Here is a 17,223-nt window from a genome sequence, read left to right as displayed (position 1 = left end):
TCGTGTATTCCGGCAGCCCGCTCCGTCGCGACGATTCTCCCGCCTCGGCCACCGTCACCGTGTGGGGGCCGGCCACGCTTTCGAACCTGGGGCCGGGCTTCGACGCACTCGGACTGTGCCTCTCCGGTTGGGGCGACGTCGTGGAGGCATGGCGGGAGACGCAACCGGGGGTCCGCATCGAGATCGGGGAGAGTGCGGTGGACTGGCGCGCACCCATCGATCCGGCGAAGAATACGGCGGCGGTGGCGGCGCAGGCCGTGCTTCGCACCCTCGGCGCGGCAGAGGGGATGGCGCTTCGGATACGTAAGGGCATCCCGCCGGGCTCGGGTGTCGGCAGCTCGGCGGCGAGCGCCGTGGCGGGCGCCTGGGCGGCCAACCTGCTCTTCGGCGCACCGCTCGACAAGGCCGCCCTCGTCGATGCCGTCCTCGAAGGCGAAGCGGTGGCGGCGGGCAGTCGCCACGGCGACAACGTGCTCCCGGCCCTCTTCGGCGGGCTGATCCTCGTCTCTTCGGACGACCCGATGCGGAGCCGCCGCATATCGCTGCCACGCGCGCTCCCGATGGCGGTGATCCTGCCGAACGTGCAGGTGCTCACCCGGCAGGCGCGCGCCATTCTCCCGAAACACGTGCCCCTCGGAAACGCCGTGCACAACGCTTCCGAACTGGCGTTCATGATCGATGCCTTCCACGCCGGGGACTGGGAGACCGTCGGGCGCTGCATCATGGCCGACGTGCTCGTCGAGCCGGTGCGGGCGAAGCTTTTGCCGTGTTATGACGCCGTGCGTTCGGCGGCGATGGAAGCGGGGGCGCTCGGATGCGCCCTCAGTGGCTCGGGTCCCGCTATGTTTGCCCTGGCCGAGACGCGCGCGGCGGCAGAACACATTCGCGACGCGATGGTGTCGGCGAGCCGGAGCGCCGGCATCGAAGCGCGTGGGATCGCCACGGAAGTGAATAACGAAGGCGTTCAAACGGTGGCATGATGAATAAGGGACCCCTCTATCGAAGCACACGAGGAGGGACGCGCGGCGTCTCTTTCCGCGAAGCGCTGCTCACGGGGCTCGCGCCGGACGGCGGTCTTTTCGTGCCGGAATCGATCCCGGTGATTCCGCCCGAGATCCCGCGCGAAGCCCCCGACTTTCCCGCCCTCGCCGCCGAAGTGCTCACGCGATGGCTTGCCGCCGAGGTTCCGCCCGATCGCCTCACCGCACTTTCCCGCGACGCCTTTTCGTTCCCCGTCCCGCTCGTTCCGCTTTCGGGAAAAGGCTGGGAAGGCGTTTCGGTGCTCGAACTCTTTCACGGCCCGACCCTCTCGTTCAAGGACTTTGGAGCGCGGACGATGGCCCGGCTCATGGGGCATTTCCTCGAAGCGTCCGACGAGCGGCTCACCATCCTGGTGGCTACGTCCGGGGACACCGGCAGCGCCGTCGCCGACGGGTTTGCGGGGATGGACAACATCCGGGTCGTCCTCCTTTATCCGAAAGGGCAGGTCAGCCCGACGCAAGAACGGCAATTGATCGTGCGTCGTCCCGGCGTGAGGAGCTTCGCCGTCGCCGGAACTTTCGATGATTGCCAGCGCATGGTGAAGGCCGCCTTCGTCGATCCGGAGACGGCCGCGCTGGGCCTCTCTTCGGCCAATTCGATCAACATCGGGCGGCTCCTTCCGCAGATGTTATACTATTTCTGGGCGGGCCGGCAAAGAGGAGAGGAGGTCATTTTCTCCGTCCCGAGTGGCAATCTGGGCAATCTAACGGGCGGGTTGCTCGCGGCGCTGAGCGGCTTGCCCGTGCGTCGCTTCCTGGCTGCGCACAACGCCAACGATTTCTTCCCAAACGTGCTCGCCGGACGGGCGGAAACACCGAAAGCCTCACGCCGCACGCTCTCGAACGCGATGGACGTGGGGGCGCCGAGCAATTTTGAGCGGATCACCGCTTTGCTCGGCCCGGAGGAGATGCAGGCGCGCATCTGGGGCACGAGCGTGGCCGACCGGGCGACGGTGGCGTCGATGCGGCGGGTGTATGAGGAGACCGGGTATGTCGCCGACCCCCATACCGCCGTCGGGCTCGAAGCCGTGCGTCGGTATCGCGCGGAAACGGGCGATGCCGCTCCCGCCGTCGTGCTGGCAACGGCTCATCCCGCGAAATTTCCCGAAACGGTCGAGCGGGCCCTCGGCTTCTCTCCCGAGACGCCCGAACGGCTGGCCGCGCTCATGCATCGTCCGACGAACGTAGCCGCGCTGGCTCCGACACCGGCGGCGCTCAAGGAACGCCTCCTCGCCCATGTTTGACCTCGACCGCCTGCGGCTGGACCCGGCGCTCGTCCCCCTCGAAGCGCTGCGCGTACCGGAGGTCCTCGATTCCGGCTTCGAGGGCTTTTCGGAGGCATCGTTTGCGGTGCTCGAACGGCTCCGTGCGCACCCTCACATCGAGCAGTACCGGAAGGAGAAAGCCGCCATCCGGGCGCACCTGACGACCCCTTTTCAGCGATACCGGGACGATCTCGTCGTGTCGTTCGTGCTTCCGAACCGGCTTGCGTTCGAGACCGAACGAGGCGTTTTCAGCCGGCTCCTGAAGAATGATTTCGGGGCGGGCGGATGTCATCATCATCTCTGGCTGTCGTTCTATCGTCCGGGGCGGCGGCGCTTGACGGACGTACAGCTGGCGCATACGATCCGCCCCGACGGTTTCACGGTGGGGCTGTTCGTGGGCGAGCGAATGGGGACGATGTTTTCTTCGGCCCGTGGCCGTATGCTCCGGGAGCCGGAGCCGTTTCTCGGCCTCTTAAGTCCGTTATTGCAGTACAAAACAATCATCGGAACCGGCCGGAAACAGTTCGGCTACACGCCCCCTTTACCATCGATCCCGGAAGAGATGTCGAAAGCGAAGAGCCTCTGGGTGCGTCGCACCTTTGCGCGGTCGGACGTGCTTCGGTGGCGTGGTGATCTCGTGCTGCACGCGCTCGAGGCCGTTCGCGCACTCTGGCCGTTGTATCGCTATTTTGCGGGATGCTGAACCCAACCGAAAGCCGTATGGAAAACGAACCGATCGTGCACTATCACGTCGCGGATGGCGTGGCGACGGTGACCATGAACCGTCCCGACAAGCGCAATGCGCTCAACGATGCGCTCGTCGAGGCGCTCCACGATGCGCTCGCGCGCGCGGCGGGGGAGGAGGCCGTCCGTGTTGTGGTGCTGACGGGCGCCGGGCGGGCCTTTTCGGCGGGTGCGGACCTGGCGGCGCTCGAAGCGCTTCAACGGGCCACGCCGCTCGAGAACTTGACCGACTCTTCCCGGCTGGCCGAGCTCTTCGAAAGCATTTACCTGCATCCGAAGCCGGTGATCGCAAAGGTGCACGGGCATGCCATTGCCGGGGGATGCGGGCTTGCGGCCGTGTGTGATCTCTCCATCGCTGCCGAAGGCGTAAAGATGGGCTTCACCGAGGTGCGGATCGGCTTCGTCCCGGCGATCGTCATGGTGTTCACGCTGCGGAAACTGGGCGAGAGCGCCGCGCGGGATCTGATGCTTCGCGGGCGCCTCATCACGTCCGAACGGGCCGCTGAGATCGGGCTCATCACCCGCGCCGTTCCGCCCGGGCATCTCGACGACGCGGTGGCAGAACTTGCGCGCGAGATGGCCACGGAGACGAGCGGCTCGGCGGTGGCGCTCACCAAACAGATGCTCGCGCACGTGCCGGGCATGGGACTGCGCGAGGCCCTCGCGTACGCGCGTCAGATGAACGCCTTTGCCCGGGGCACGGAGGATTGCCGGGCGGGCATCGAGGCCTTCCTCACCCGCACCGACCCGCCGTGGCGAAGGAAGGCGTGAAGAACGCCGTCCGGCCCGCCCACCGTATTTTTTCCCCGGAGACCTTCTTAAACAGCGGCTTCTCGCCGTCACTCTTCCGGCAACGCGTCTCCTGTTATGCACATCGATGGGTGATGTGAAGGCCCGGTCTTTTGGTGGGAGACCGGGCCTTCTTTTGGTCCTCTGCGGCGTGTCTTTCCCGAGAAATCGATATTTTGGCGAACGATTTCGATTCAGCCTTCTGCCTTTCATGTCCGACCCTTTATCAGAAGGACTTCCGACGCCTTTTCTCGAAACGCCCTGGCGGGGCCCAAAGCGCGACGCGGCGCAGGCTCTGTGGGGCTGGCACCGGGCGCTCTTTCGTCCCCACAGGCTGGCCTCTATGAACGTCGCGGCGTCTTTCGAGGCGCTGGCGGACAAGGTCGAGGCGGGGCGGATGATTTCGCTCGTGCCGGAGGAGGTCGCGCGGGCGGCGTATCGGGCGTGTGAGGCGGAAGGGTTGCCCCTCGGCGGGCTGGCCGATCAGGTGCGGGCGGCCCGCCGCTTCGGCGCGCAAGTCCGGTTTGCCGATGCCGCCGATCTTCGAGCATTCTCGGACCTCTGGGCAGGGTCGCACGCCCGTCTCCTTGCCGCGATGGCCGGGGCGAAGGGCCGGTGGCAGCGTCCGTGGATCGAGGATCTGGCGTTCGGGTTCTTTCTGACGGGGCGTCTCGCCGCGCTTCGTGAAGATCTGGCCCGTGACTGGTTCTTCTTTCCGCTCTCGGATCTGCACCAGGCAGACGCCCGGCTCGAGGCTTTCCGTGAAGGGAGGAGGGACGCGAAGACCAGGCGCGCGCTGTGGAAGCCGGTCATTCGCGCCCGCGATGCCTTTGCTCAGGGCCGTCCGCTGATCGACGAGCTCGAGCCCCGGTACGCCCGGTCGCTCAAACGCTGGTGGCACGGCGCACTCGAGGTGCTCAACGAGATCGAGCGACGCGACTATGACCTGTGGTCCCGGCCCCTCGGGCTTTCCCTCCGGCAACGCTGGCAGGCCAAGCTTCAGGCACATCTGGGCCGTTCCGTCTTCAAACGCGGGTAAGAAGGGCGCACCGAGAAAAAGCGGTTTCTTCTCGTTGGTATTCTTTACGGAACGTGGACAAATGCCGTCCCGAAAATCCATATTTTATCGGCAAAGGCGGTCGAGGTCCGACGCGCCGTTTCCACGTCCTTCTTTTTTATCCCCCGAGCCATGACCACCTACCGCGAGGCCGGCGTCGACATCGATGCCGGCGAGGAAACCGTTCGCCGCATCAAGCCGCTCGTCCGGCAGACGTTCACGCCGGGGGTGCTGACCGATATCGGCGCGTTCGGAGCTTTCTTCGAACTCGACCTCGAAGGCTATGAACGCCCCGTGCTCGTCTCTTCGGTCGATGGGGTGGGCACGAAGCTGAAGGTTGCGTTTCGTGTGGGGCGGCACGACACCGTGGGGCAGGACCTCGTGAACCATTGCGTGAACGACATTGCGGTGTGCGGGGCAAAGCCGCTCTATTTTCTGGATTATTACTCAACCGGAACGCTCGTCCCGGACGTGGCGGAACAGGTCGTCTCCGGCTTCGCGAAAGCCTGTCGGGAAAACGGATGTGCGCTGATCGGGGGCGAAACGGCGGAGATGCCCGACCTGTACGCCGAGGGAGAATATGACCTCGCCGGGACGATCGTGGGCGTCGTCGAGAAGAGTCGGATCATCGACGGAAGCCGCATTCGACCGGGCGACGTGCTCCTCGGGCTCCCCTCGACCGGGTTGCACACGAACGGTTATTCCCTTGCCCGAAAGGTGCTCTTTGCGCACTACGACGTCGACGACGCGCCCGAAGCGCTTGGCGGTGAAACGATCGGGGAGGCGCTCTTGCGGGTGCACCGGTCCTACCTCAAGCCGGTTCAGGCGCTCGCCGCTGCCGACTGCGTCCACGGGTTCGTTCACGTCACGGGCGGCGGCATTCCCGGCAACACGGCGCGCGTCATCCCCGAGGCCCTGGGCTTCGAGGTGGACTATGACGCCTGGGAACGGCCGCCGATCTTCCGTCTGATCCAGAGGCTCGGCGACGTTCCCGAAGAAGATATGCGCCGGACCTTCAACCTCGGCATCGGGCTCATTGCCCTCGTGCCGCCCGAGCGCCTCGAAAGGGCAGAGAATATTCTTCATGCGATGGGCGAAAAGACCTTTCGGATCGGAGAAGTGCGTGCGTGAGCGATGTGCCGTGGATCCGTTGTGGTCAAATAAAGTCCGTCTTCTTGCTCGGCAGACTTTATTTTTTGGTCTGATTTGAGCGATACTAAGGCGCTGAGTGATTGAAACCCCCAATGAACTATTGCGAAGGAGGCAGGCTGTGGCCCCACGTGAGCGGAAAAAGATAGTATTCAAAGATTTCAAACAAGCCGGACGCACGATTCTCCTGAGTGGCTTGTGTCTGGGAATGGTTAATGAGGCCGGCCTCGCGTCTGCCGACGATGCAGACAGGAGCGTGCCTCGGGATGACGCGATCGAGCGCGCGGAGCCGTGGTACCGGCAGCCGGCGCCCTGGGCGTCGCACGCGCCGGAGCCGGGCTGGACGTTTCCCATGCGCGGGGGAGCGAACGCCGTATTTACCGAAGTGACCGGTGCCGGCAATCCGGTGGACGTCGTCGACGTGCTCGGCCGGAGTGCGCCGGCGTTCGTCGACATCGACAACGACGGCGACTCCGACCTGTTCGTCGGGACGGGCAATTCGCTCCTCGGCGGCTATGGCGACGTCGCCTACTTCGAAAACACGGGCACGAGCGCCACGCCGTCGTTCGTCGAGCGCACGGGTACGGCAAACCCGCTCGATCTGGTGGACGTGTCAGCCAACGACGGACGCGCCGCTCCGGCGTTCGTCGACATTGACAACGACGGCGACATGGACGCCTTCGTCGGTGCGGGTGACGGTCGGGTTCGGTACTTCGAGAATACGGGTTCGGCGACGAGTCCCGCTTTTGTCGAAATCCTGGGCACCGACAACCCGCTCCGTGTGACGGTCGATAACTATGCCATGCCGACCTTCGTCGATATCGACAACGACGGCGACTTCGATGCTTTCATCGGGAACGGCAACAATGGTTTTTACGGCGGCAGGGTGGGTTTCTTTGAAAACACGGGTTCGGTGACCACCCCCGCCTTCCTCGAGCGGACCGGCACGGCCAACCCCCTCGACGCAGCCTTCAACCTCGGGGAGCGCCTCTCACCCGCCTTCGTCGATTGTGATGAGGATGGAGACTTCGATGCCTTCATCGGTGAGTTCTTCAGCTTCTCCACCAACACCTCGTCCATCTTCTATTTCGAGAATACGGGGGACAACGCCAACCCGGCGTTCCTCCAGCGCACGGGGACCGATAACCCGCTCGATGTGGCCGAGTCGGCCTCGCTTTTCGACCGTACGCCCACATTCGTAGACATCGACGGCGACGGCGATGCAGAGGCATTCATCGGAGAGAGTGATCAGGGAAAGGTGCAGTTCTTCCGCAACGACACGCCGCTCGTGCGGAGTGTGACCATCTCCGGCGATGCGGGCTGGCGCATGCTCTCCGCCCCGAAGACCGGATTCGTGCTCAACGACATCGCCGATGACACGGCCATTCAGGGCATCACCGGCGGCCCGAGTCCCACCGCCGACGCCAACGCGCTCTTCTATCCGAGCACCGGCGCCTGGACCGAGCCGACCGACGTGAGCACGCCCTTCGGAGACGGGCTGGGCTTCATCGTCTATTTCTTCGACAACACTGTGAACGGAAGCTCCCCGCTCCCGCTCGACCTCTCCACGACCGGCCTCGAACCCACCGCCGACGTATCCGTCGCGCTCGAACTCGGAGGCTTCACGCTGGTCGGCAACCCGTTTGCCACGAACCTCAACCTGGATGATCTCACGGGGAACGGCACGGGCGTCGTCAATGGCGGTCTCGGCCCCATTCAGGTATGGGATGACGGCGCCGGCGCTCCGGGCGGCGGCGATCCCGGCCCTTCGACCGGCTCGTACGTCGTCTTCAATTTCGGCACGGGCGAGGTCGTCTCGGTCTGGCAGGGCTTCTTTCTCGAAAGCGACGACGCCACCCAGGTGACCATCCCCGTCTCTGCGCGTTCAAACGACGCGGCCACGGTCGCACAGTTCTCGAAAGGGAGCCCCGTGTGGCGCTCCATTCAGCTCGAACTCGAAGGTCCCGCAGGAAACCTCGACCGCGCCGTGCAACTTTTCTTTCATCCGCAAGCCTCTCCCGGTCATGACGGATACGACGCGACGAAACTGACGCCGTTTCTCGGGCAATACGCCACACTCGCTTTTCAGCAGGAGAAGGACGGCGAGACGCTCATGCTCGCGCAGGACGCGCGGCCGGCCGATCCCACGGAGACGCAAAAGTATACGCTGGATCTGGTCAATGAAGGCCTCTCCGGGACCTTCACCCTGCGATGGCCCGAATGGAAGAATATCCCCGAGGACTGGGACGTGCTGCTCACGGACCTGACCACAGGCACAACCGTGGATATGCGGGTTGCGAACAGCTATTCGTTTGAGGACGCGAGCGAGGCGGGCAAAGACGGCGAAGGGCGGTTCGGGTCGCCGGACACTGCCTTCATGACCGCAGCGGGCACGCCGCGCTTCGAGATCGAGGTGCGGCCAGGTATCGTTACGGCCGTCGAAGAAACGACGTCCTCGGAACTGCCGTCCAGCCTCATACTGGAACAGAACTACCCGAATCCTTTCAACCCCGCGACGAGCATCCGATTCGGGGTGCCGGAGCAAGGCACGGTGCATCTGGCCGTGTATGACGTGCTGGGGCGGGAGGTGACGACCCTCGTCTCCGGACGCTTGCAGGCTGGATGGCACACGGCGACGTGGGAGGCCCGGGACTTCCCGAGCGGCGTCTACGTCTATCGCCTGGTCGTCAACGGGAACGTGGAAACGCGCACCATGCTCCTGGTCAAATAATCTGAACTGTGGAAGCGAGATAAACGAGAGGAACCCTCCATGAAACGCCCCTTTTTCATCCCCATTTTTGTCATTCTGGCATTTCTCCTGGCCCTTCCCGCGCTGGCGCAAATACCGCCCGACATGCCGCCCGCGCCCAATCAAGCGCCCGTGGAGGGTCTGGCCTTGCTGATGGCAGCGGGCGCAGGCTATGCGGCTTATCGCCTTCGAAAACATAGAAAATCGCTCTAAATGCTCAAAAGAGCGTGAAGCAGGGAGGAGAGCCGCCGCACGATCTGAGATCATATGAAGCTTGCCGGGCGCCCCTGTGGAAAACAAAACACTCGGCTCGGCCGTTGAACGAGAAAAGCAAACCAGACACGTTCCATTTTCGCGGAGAAAAACTCGTAAGCCATGTTATCGCTCGTAGTCATTCTTGTGCTCAGTTATCTGGTCGGCTCCATACCCGGCAGTGTATGGGTCGGCAAGTGGCTTTATGGCCTCGACATACGGGAGCACGGCAGCGGGAATGCCGGCGCAACGAATGCTTTCCGCGTATTGGGCTGGAAGGCCGGTGTACTTGCCACGGTCGTAGACCTCGGAAAGGGCCTTTTTGCTGCAGGCGTGATCGCCACCATCCGGCTGGATGGTCTGCCCTCCGGTCTTGAGTTCTGGCAGATCGAGACGTTCGTCCGTCTTTTGGCCGGTTTTGCCGCTATCATCGGCCACATGTTCCCGATCTGGGCCGGGTTCAAGGGAGGCAAGGGCGTCAACACGGCGGCCGGAGTGCTGTTTGCGCTTTCGCCCGTCACCATGTTAATCGTGCTCGGGGTCTTCGCCCTCGTACTCTTTACCTCGCGGTATGTGTCGCTGGCTTCTCTCCTTGCGACCGTTGCCTTTCCGGCTACCGTCGCCATTCGGAAGTACGTCTTCCACGTCGATTCGCTTGACGGCAGCCTGTTGATCATCAGCATCGTGATGATGCTGGCCATCGTCTATGCGCATCGGGCCAACATCAAGCGCCTTGTCAATGGCACGGAAAGCCGGATCCGGACGTTTCGCCCGGCGCGCGGGATGCGCGGACGCGGCGAGCTCTGAGGCGCCTGCCGCCGGCGCCATCGTAGGAGACTTTCATCAGGCCGACAGGCATCCTTGGCAAAGAACATTGCAGTGATCGGGGCCGGGAGTTGGGGGACAGCCCTCACCATCAGCCTGGCCGCAGCCGGCCACGACGTGACCCTCTGGGCGCGCCGACCTGCCGCTGCCGCTTTCATGGATCAGGAGCGGCACAATCCGACCTATCTGCCGAAAGCGCACATCCCCGACACCGTGCGCATCACGTCCAACCTTGCTGCCGCCGCAAACGATCAGGACCTCTGGGTCTTTGCTACTCCTTCGCAGGCCGTGCGCGAAGTCGCGGGGCGCCTCTTGCCCTACGCACATCCGGATCTCGTGGCCGTTTCGGTGGCCAAAGGGATCGAGAACGGCACGTTGCTTACCACGACACGGGTGCTCGACGAGGTGCTGACGAACCTTCCCCGCGAACGGCTCGCGGTGCTTTATGGGCCAAGTCACGCGGAGGAGGTGGTGGGGGGGTGTCCCTCGGCCGTCGTAGCCGCCGCCTATGATCCCGCCGTGGCGGAGGAGGTTCAGGAGACGTTCATGACTTCGCGGCTGCGGGTGTACGTAAACACCGACGTCATCGGCGTCGAAATTGCCGGTTCGGTGAAGAACGTGCTCGCCGTCGCCGCCGGCATGAGCGACGGCGTGGGATACGGAGACAATGCGAAGGCTGCTCTCATCACACGCGGCATCGCAGAGATCGCGCGGCTGGGCATGGCGCTCGGAGCCAAAGCGTCCACGTTCGCCGGACTGGCAGGCATCGGCGACCTCGTGGTCACGTGTATGAGCAAGCACAGTCGCAACCGCTATCTCGGAGAGCAGATCGGACGCGGCAAGACCCTGAAACAGGTGGAAACCGAAATGACCATGGTGGCCGAAGGCGTTCGCACCACGCGCTCCGTCCACGATCTGGCCAAAAGGTTGAACATCGAGATGCCCATCACCGAGGCCGTCTATGCCATTCTCTTCGAGGGCAAGAAGCCGGAAGAAGCGGTAGAGGACCTCATGACCCGTTCGGCCAAACAGGAAGACTGGCTGCCGGATTTCCTGCAGGCCTAGCAATCGTTCTTTCGAGTCGCATGACCTTACAAGACCTTACACGTTTGGTCTCGCTCGGCGAAGGACCTCACCTTGAATTCAAACGCAAGGTGCCGCAACCGGAGCGGATCGCCAAGGAGATCATCGCCTTTGCGAACACGAGGGGGGGACGTCTGCTCCTCGGGATCGACGACGACGGGTCGATCCATGGGGTGCGCGATGCCGAAGAGGAGGAATACGCGCTAAGAGTTTCTCTCGAGAATCACTGCCACCCGATCGTGCCGGTCGAGACGGAGCGCGTAGCCATCTCCCGTAAGCGCGACGTGATCGTCGTCGTCGTTCGCGAGAGTTCGGAGAAGCCTCATTTCGTGGTCGGCAACGGGCGCGCGTCAAGAACGGCGTACGTGCGCCTGGAGGACATGAGCATCGAGGCCAGTCGGGAAAAAGTGCGCTTGATGCGTGCCGAAACCCGGCCTCGGGATGTCAAATTTACGTTCGGCGATCACGAACTGATGCTCATGCGTTATCTGGAAAGCTACGGCCGCATCACCGTCGAGCAATTCGCCAGCCTTGCCCACATCTCCCGCCGCCGCGCCTCTCAGACGCTCGTTCTGATGACCCGCGCCCGCGTGCTCGCCCTTCACGCACACCCGAAGCAGGACTATTTCACCCTTGCGCGGGCGCGGGCGGTCTAACGTTTCCCGACGCGTCGACAATCCTTCCCGTCGAGGATCTATCCCTTTCAGGGCGGATTGAAAAGGTGAGGGAATTCTTCGGAGCCTGTCGAACCTTTGTCACCGCCTTTTTGTAGATTCTCCTCGACCACCCCTTGTAATCCGTTATTGCAAAGAAAAAATGCCAGTCATAGATACCATCCCCTTACACGAAACGGCGCGTGAGCGGTATCTCAATTACGCATTATCCGTTATTACCAGTCGCGCTCTGCCGGACATCCGGGATGGACTCAAGCCGGTTCAGCGTCGCATCCTCTATGCGATGTACACCAACCTTCGGCTGTATCCGGAAGGGCGTTATCGCAAGAGCGCGACCGTGGTCGGGGAAGTGATGGGCAAGTATCATCCTCACGGCGACTCGGCGATCTACGATGCCATGGTGCGGATGGCGCAACCGTTCTCGCTCCGCGCGCCCCTGGTCGACGGACACGGCAACTTCGGCTCGCTCGACGGCGACAATCCCGCCGCGATGCGATACACCGAAGCGAAGCTCCTCCCGTTGTCGATGGAGATGCTTGCCGAGATCAAGAAGCAAACGGTCGATTTCCGGCCCAACTTCGACGGCACATTGTTCGAACCGGTCGTGTTGCCCGCGCGGTTCCCCAACCTTCTGGTCAACGGAGCGAGCGGCATCGCCGTGGGCATGGCGACGAACATTCCGCCGCACAACCTGGGTGAGGTCGTCGACGCGCTGATTTATCTCATCGGCTCGCCCAATGCCCGGGTGGCCACCCTCGTCAAAAACCACATCAAGGGTCCGGATTTCCCCACGGGTGGGCGTGTGCTCAACACCGAAGACGAGTTGATTCAGATTTATGAGAAAGGGGAGGGGGCCATCGAGGTCCGGGCCGAGTACCGGCTCGAAGGGAAGAAGCACATCGTCATTCATTCCATCCCCTATGGTTTTTCGAAAGCCAACCTCATCGAGCAGATCGCCGATCACATCATCAAGGGCAAGATACCTCAGATCGTAGACGTGCGGGACGAGTCGACCGATGAAGTGCGTATTGTGCTCGAGCTTCGGCGCGGCGCGCGCCCCGAGGTTGCGATGGCGTATCTCTTCAAACACACATCGCTCCAGACCCGCTTTCACGTCAATCTTACCTGTCTCATCCCAACGGAGAATCCGGAGGTCGGCGCGCCCGCCAGGGTCGACTTACTGACGGTGCTCCGGGAATTTCTGACGTTCCGGATGGACGTTGTCGTCCGACGGCTCCGCTTCGATCTCGACCAGCTCGAAAAACGCATCCACATCCTGCGCGGGTTCGAGATCATCTTCAATGCCCTCGACGAGGCCGTTAAAATCATCCGATCTTCGGACAACAAACAGGACGCGGCCCAGCGACTGATGCACCGCTTCCGTCTCGACGAGATTCAGACGGAGGCGATCCTCGAGACCAAGCTGTATAAGCTGGCCCGTCTCGAGATCGATGCGATCCGGAAAGAACTCGAAGAGAAGGAGACCCTGGCGGCTGCGCTCCGAACGCTACTCTCCGACGAGGAAGCCCGGTGGAAACTCATCCGGGAGGAACTCCGAGCGCTGAGGAAACGCTTTGCCGATCCGCGCCGCACCCACATCTCAGGGCCGGATGAAACGCTCGAATACTCGGAAGAAGACTACATCATCGCAGAGGACGTCTACGTCATCGTCACCCGCAACGGATGGGTCAAGCGGCAGCGTTCGTACACGGAACTTCAGAACATCCGCGTGCGCGAAGGAGACGAGATCGGATGGGTGCTTCAGGGCTCTACGCGGGAAACCGTATGCTTCCTCACGAACTTCGGAAGAGCGTACACCACTCGAATCGACGCGCTCCCCGGCACCACCGGGCATGGCATCCCCATTCAGAAGCTCTTCGACTTTTCGGACAGAGAACGTATTGTCGGCGTCATCGTGACCGACCCGCGCCTGTTGCCGAAACCGGTGGCGCTTCCTGATCCTTCTCCCGAGCTTTTCGAAGCGAACGGGAAACAGTCCGGCGAGGGCCCTTTTCTGGTCGCCGTCACGCGGAAGGGGTTCGTCTCGCGGCTGTCTGTGTCGGCCTACTCCGAGCCGTCCACGAAGAACGGGCGGTTGTACGTTCGGCTGCAGCAGGGAGATGAGGTGGTGAGCGCCGAGGTTGGCGCGGGCCACGAGCACGTTTGTCTGGCCTCGGAGAAAGGGTATGTGCTCATTTTCCCGTCCCGCCAGGTTCCCGTGTACAAGAACGCAGGCAAGGGGGTCATCGCAATGCGTATCGGGTCGGACGATCGCATCCTGGGTTTCACCTTATCGGCTTCGGCACGCAAGGGGTTGGAGGTGGAGACGAGCCGTGGACGTCGTGAGGTCGTGCGCACGACCAAGTTTGAAGTAACCAATCGAGGCAACCGGGGGCGGCTCATCATCCGGCGCGGCAGTCTGCGAGAGGTCGTCCTTCCACCGGTGGAAAAGACGCTGGAGCGAAGCAACGGGCGGGGTTGACGAGCCCCGCGCATTAATTCCGTTATTGCAATGCAAAAAACATATCAAGCCGAAGACATACAGGTCCTTGAAGGCCTCGAACCCGTCCGAAAACGACCGGGCATGTACATCGGGGGGACGGGCAAGCCGGGACTCCATCATCTGCTCTGGGAAGTCGTCGACAACGCCGTCGATGAAGCGACGAACGGCTACGCCTCACAAATCGAGGTCGTACTACACCGAGACGGGAAGAGCATCACCGTGAGTGACAACGGTCGCGGCATCCCGGTGGGGAAGCACCCGGTGAAGAAGATACCCACGCTCGAACTCATCCTGACCACACTGCACGCCGGCGGGAAGTTCGACAACCGCAACTACATCACTTCCGGCGGACTTCACGGGGTGGGCGCATCCGTGGTGAATGCGCTCTCGGAAGAACTCATCGCGACGGTGAAGCGGGACGGAAAAACCTACGAGCAGCGCTACAAGAGGGGCGTGCCGGTCACCAAACTGAAATGCATCTCCCGAAATACCCGAGGATCCGGCACCACGATCTTCTTTCGCCCGGACCCTGAAATTTTCGAGACGACCGCGTTCGACGCGCAATGGATCAGCGAGCAGCTGGAGGTCAAAACATACCTCAACGGTAACCTGAGGATCATTTTCAAGGACGAGGCGCATCAGACCCGCGCCGAGTTTCATCATGAAGGCGGCATTGCGGAATACCTGGCGCACCTCATCGAAGAAAGGACCGCGCGCCCGGTGCATCAGGATGCCTTTGTCTTGCGGCAAGACGCCCTGAATGACGGAAGCCGCGTCGAGGTGGCGCTGCAATGGACCGAACTACCCAGGGAATATTTCCGCTCCTACGTGAACGGCATCCCCACACGGGACGGGGGCACGCACGAGCAAGGGCTGAAGGATGCGGTCCGAAGCGCTATCCGGGCATACATGGACACGCACAACCTGATGCCGAAAAATCTCGACATTTCGGCGGACGATATTCGGGAAGGACTCGTGGCCGTCATTAACCTGTACATGATGGACCCGCAGTTTCAGGGGCAGACGAAGGAGAAGCTGAACAACCCGGAGGCACGATCGCTCATCACCGGAGCCGTGCGAATCGAACTCGAACGCTTCCTCAACGCTCACCCGACCACCGGCGACGCCATCGCGACACGGGTAGTGCAGGCAGCGCGCGCCCGGCATGCCAGCCGAGCCGCCGCGCGCCAGGTCCGTCGCAAGAGCAACGTAAGTCATCGGCTCAACCTGCCCGGAAAACTGGCCGATTGCTCATCAACCGACCCGGCCGAGAGTGAGATCTTCATCGTAGAGGGCGATTCGGCCGGCGGCTCCGCCAAACAGGGCCGTGACCGTCGACGTCAGGCAATCCTGCCTCTGCGCGGGAAAGTGCTCAACTCCGAACAGGCCACCCTGAAAAAGGTCCACGATAACAAGGAGCTCTCCAACATCGTGCAGGCGCTCGGATGCGGGCTCGGAGACGACCTCAACCTGAGCGCGTTGCGCTACCATAAGGTCATCCTGCTCATGGACGCTGACTCCGACGGCCACCACATCGCCACGTTGCTCCTGACCTTCTTCTATCGTTACCTCCGACCTCTCATCGAGGAGGGGTACGTCTACCTGGCGCAGCCGCCCCTGTACCGGCTCGACGCCGGCAAAGAGACCTACTGGGCGCTCGATGACGCCGACCGGGCGCGCATCGAGAAAAAGATCAAAAGACGCCGAAAGAACGTAAAAATAGACGTTCAGCGCTTTAAGGGTCTCGGTGAGATGATGCCCGCGACTTTGAAAGAGACCACGCTCGATCCGAAAAAACGGAGGTTGCTTCAGGTCACGATACCCGATACGGAACGGATGCTTACCGAACGCACGATCAGCGATCTCATGGGGAAAGATGCCTCCGCCAGGTATCGCATCATCATGGAGAACGCCTCGGAAGTCGCGGATCTCGATGTCTAAAGAACCGCAGGGTCTCCGGGGTTGAATAATGAGATAAGGCCGTTATTGTTCTTTAATTATAAGCTTCATTCCATTAACTTCGTGCACGAAACCACAGGCCCGTAGCTCAATTGGCAGAGCAACGGACTCTTAATCCGTGGGTTGAGGGTTCGAGTCCCTCCGGGCCTACCAAGCCTCTGAATGCACGGTTCAGAGGCTTTTTTTCATCAGGGAAACGTTCAAAGGGGAAGCCATGAGCAAGACTTCAGAGCAGTGGACCCGGGAGCATGACCTGGCGCTCCTGTTTCTCTCCGTTGCGTACGGGACGGATCACGAACTCAGCGAAGACGAACTCAACACCATCGTCAATTCTTTGAAGGAATGGTTGCCCGGACAAGACGTCGAGAAGATCCATGAACTGGTCATGGAAGCGTTCAGTGTCTACCTTGAGGGCGATCTCAGCTCGGAACTCTCGCACACGATTCAGTCTCTCGAAAAAGCGCTGACACCCGAGCAGCGGCAACATGTTCTGGAGAACATCATGCGGATAGCCGAAGCCGACGGCGTTCTCCTGAGCGCCGAGCAGAATCTGATCGGCCTGGTTGCCACCACGTGGGGACTGAAAGAGATCGAGCAGGAATTACTCAGCCAATCGACGGCCCATGTAGAAGTATCCGAAGGCTGGAGCCTGCTTCACGACATCGCACTTCTGTACCTCATCGTCGCGCACAGTTCGGATAACCGCCTGAGCAACCAGGAAATCCATGAGATGATCGAACGGTTGTCGGAATGGCAGCCCGATCTCACGGAAGAAGAAATCCGCTCGATTCTTCGCGAGGCTCTTCAGAGTTACTCCGAGGGTCTCGAGTCCGAGGAGATCCACGACACGATGAATGCGATCCAACGAGCGTTCTCGAAGATCCAGTGTTTTGCCGTCGTGAACGACCTCGTTTCGATTGCCCGGACGGACGGCCCGCTCAATCAACACGCCGTCTCCATGATTCGTTCGCTGGCGGATGCGTGGGATATCGACATCCGGATCGAACACGCATCCTGACTGCGTTAGAGCAGCGCCCGGTTCTTGCACAAGACGCACACAAGGCCTATATTCCCCAACCTACGATAAGGATAGTTATCAAAGGTTGAGCAAGAAAAAACACCCCGCACCCGGAG

14 protein-coding genes and 1 tRNA gene are annotated in these 17,223 nt (G+C 62.0%); all 15 read left to right on the top strand.

Annotation, left to right across the window (positions count from 1 at the left end):
- Positions 1-2: 2 nt before the first annotated feature.
- The 15 genes from AC1HIY_RS09550 (at position 3) to AC1HIY_RS09480 (ending at position 17,107) form a co-directional block, all read left to right on the top strand.
- Complete coding sequence (locus AC1HIY_RS09550) at positions 3-980, top strand: homoserine kinase (protein WP_479576501.1); 978 nt, start codon at positions 3-5, stop codon at positions 978-980.
- Positions 980-2,284 (top strand): threonine synthase, encoded by a 1,305-nt coding sequence (thrC, locus tag AC1HIY_RS09545; protein WP_479576500.1) that lies wholly within the window; start codon positions 980-982, stop codon positions 2,282-2,284. The genes AC1HIY_RS09550 and thrC overlap by 1 nt, the downstream gene beginning before the upstream one ends.
- The gene (locus tag AC1HIY_RS09540; protein WP_479576499.1) at positions 2,277-3,008 is read left to right on the top strand and encodes a hypothetical protein; all 732 of its coding nucleotides are present in this window, start codon (positions 2,277-2,279) and stop codon (positions 3,006-3,008) included. Before thrC ends, AC1HIY_RS09540 begins: the two co-directional genes overlap by 8 nt.
- 17 nt (positions 3,009-3,025) lie before the next feature.
- A complete protein-coding gene (locus tag AC1HIY_RS09535) occupies positions 3,026-3,820 on the top strand; it encodes an enoyl-CoA hydratase/isomerase family protein (protein ID WP_479576498.1) in 795 nt (264 codons plus the stop codon).
- Between the two features lie 229 nt (positions 3,821-4,049).
- Entirely contained in the window at positions 4,050-4,877 is an 828-nt protein-coding gene (locus AC1HIY_RS09530; protein ID WP_479576497.1) for a squalene/phytoene synthase family protein, read from the top strand.
- A gap of 150 nt (positions 4,878-5,027) precedes the next feature.
- On the top strand, positions 5,028-6,026 hold the full coding sequence (gene purM, locus AC1HIY_RS09525) for a phosphoribosylformylglycinamidine cyclo-ligase (RefSeq protein ID WP_479576496.1): 999 nt from the start codon (positions 5,028-5,030) through the stop codon (positions 6,024-6,026).
- 274 nt (positions 6,027-6,300) lie between these two features.
- Entirely contained in the window at positions 6,301-8,775 is a 2,475-nt protein-coding gene (locus AC1HIY_RS09520; RefSeq protein WP_479576495.1) for a T9SS type A sorting domain-containing protein, read from the top strand.
- 39 nt (positions 8,776-8,814) lie between these two features.
- Entirely contained in the window at positions 8,815-9,006 is a 192-nt protein-coding gene (locus AC1HIY_RS09515) for a PID-CTERM protein-sorting domain-containing protein (protein WP_479576494.1), read from the top strand.
- Positions 9,007-9,168: 162 nt separating this feature from the next.
- Positions 9,169-9,852, top strand: coding sequence for a glycerol-3-phosphate 1-O-acyltransferase PlsY (plsY, locus tag AC1HIY_RS09510; protein WP_479576493.1), 684 nt, complete (start codon positions 9,169-9,171; stop codon positions 9,850-9,852).
- A gap of 54 nt (positions 9,853-9,906) precedes the next feature.
- Positions 9,907-10,935 (top strand): NAD(P)H-dependent glycerol-3-phosphate dehydrogenase, encoded by a 1,029-nt coding sequence (locus AC1HIY_RS09505; RefSeq protein ID WP_479576492.1) that lies wholly within the window; start codon positions 9,907-9,909, stop codon positions 10,933-10,935.
- 20 nt (positions 10,936-10,955) lie between these two features.
- Entirely contained in the window at positions 10,956-11,609 is a 654-nt protein-coding gene (locus AC1HIY_RS09500) for an AlbA family DNA-binding domain-containing protein (RefSeq protein ID WP_479576491.1), read from the top strand.
- A 160-nt stretch (positions 11,610-11,769) separates the two neighbouring features.
- Positions 11,770-14,109: a DNA gyrase/topoisomerase IV subunit A gene (locus tag AC1HIY_RS09495; RefSeq protein ID WP_479576490.1), complete on the top strand. Its 2,340-nt coding sequence runs from the start codon at positions 11,770-11,772 to the stop codon at positions 14,107-14,109.
- A 30-nt stretch (positions 14,110-14,139) separates the two neighbouring features.
- A complete protein-coding gene (locus AC1HIY_RS09490; RefSeq protein ID WP_479576489.1) occupies positions 14,140-16,071 on the top strand; it encodes a DNA gyrase/topoisomerase IV subunit B in 1,932 nt (643 codons plus the stop codon).
- Between the two features lie 95 nt (positions 16,072-16,166).
- Positions 16,167-16,242 (top strand) — tRNA-Lys (locus AC1HIY_RS09485).
- A gap of 61 nt (positions 16,243-16,303) precedes the next feature.
- Entirely contained in the window at positions 16,304-17,107 is an 804-nt protein-coding gene (locus AC1HIY_RS09480; protein WP_479576488.1) for a tellurite resistance TerB family protein, read from the top strand.
- Positions 17,108-17,223: the final 116 nt, after the last annotated feature.

It is taken from the genome of Rhodocaloribacter sp. (assembly GCF_056451265.1).
This window is presented reverse-complemented; position numbering and strand designations above follow the sequence as displayed.

Coding starts and splice junctions, on each gene's coding strand:
- AC1HIY_RS09500 (WP_479576491.1), top strand. CDS start 10,956: ATGACCTTACAAGACCTTACACGTTTGGTCTCGCTCGGCGAAGGACCT.
- AC1HIY_RS09495 (WP_479576490.1), top strand. CDS start 11,770: ATGCCAGTCATAGATACCATCCCCTTACACGAAACGGCGCGTGAGCGG.
- AC1HIY_RS09480 (WP_479576488.1), top strand. CDS start 16,304: ATGAGCAAGACTTCAGAGCAGTGGACCCGGGAGCATGACCTGGCGCTC.
- AC1HIY_RS09490 (WP_479576489.1), top strand. CDS start 14,140: ATGCAAAAAACATATCAAGCCGAAGACATACAGGTCCTTGAAGGCCTC.
- purM (WP_479576496.1), top strand. CDS start 5,028: ATGACCACCTACCGCGAGGCCGGCGTCGACATCGATGCCGGCGAGGAA.
- AC1HIY_RS09535 (WP_479576498.1), top strand. CDS start 3,026: ATGGAAAACGAACCGATCGTGCACTATCACGTCGCGGATGGCGTGGCG.
- AC1HIY_RS09530 (WP_479576497.1), top strand. CDS start 4,050: ATGTCCGACCCTTTATCAGAAGGACTTCCGACGCCTTTTCTCGAAACG.
- thrC (WP_479576500.1), top strand. CDS start 980: ATGAATAAGGGACCCCTCTATCGAAGCACACGAGGAGGGACGCGCGGC.
- plsY (WP_479576493.1), top strand. CDS start 9,169: ATGTTATCGCTCGTAGTCATTCTTGTGCTCAGTTATCTGGTCGGCTCC.
- AC1HIY_RS09540 (WP_479576499.1), top strand. CDS start 2,277: ATGTTTGACCTCGACCGCCTGCGGCTGGACCCGGCGCTCGTCCCCCTC.
- AC1HIY_RS09515 (WP_479576494.1), top strand. CDS start 8,815: ATGAAACGCCCCTTTTTCATCCCCATTTTTGTCATTCTGGCATTTCTC.